Source organism: Vibrio sp. 10N.261.55.F4, from assembly GCF_041470465.1.
Classification (GTDB): domain Bacteria; phylum Pseudomonadota; class Gammaproteobacteria; order Enterobacterales; family Vibrionaceae; genus Vibrio; species Vibrio crassostreae_C.
Genome location: NZ_JBFRMM010000070.1, coordinates 1 through 204 on the forward strand (window position 1 = coordinate 1; position 204 = coordinate 204).

Below are 204 nucleotides of genomic sequence, written 5' to 3' on the forward strand. Positions count from 1 at the left end.
AAAAGAGGTAAGAAGAATATGGTGGAGGGAGACGGATTCGAACCATCGAAGGCAGTGCCGGCAGATTTACAGTCTGCTCCCTTTGGCCACTCGGGAACCCCTCCAGGGTGTGTCTTACTTTTCACAAAGTAAGCCTAAATTGATGTTTTCCCATAAGCCCATCAATCAGGTTGTTCTCTTAACTCTTAAAAGAGGTAAGAAGAA

At 45.1% G+C, this 204-nt stretch carries 1 tRNA gene; it reads right to left on the bottom strand.

Going from position 1 to position 204, the window contains the following annotated elements:
• Nucleotides 1-19: 19 nt before the first annotated feature.
• A tRNA-Tyr gene (locus AB4249_RS21870) sits at nucleotides 20-104 on the bottom strand.
• Nucleotides 105-204 lie beyond the last annotated feature (100 nt).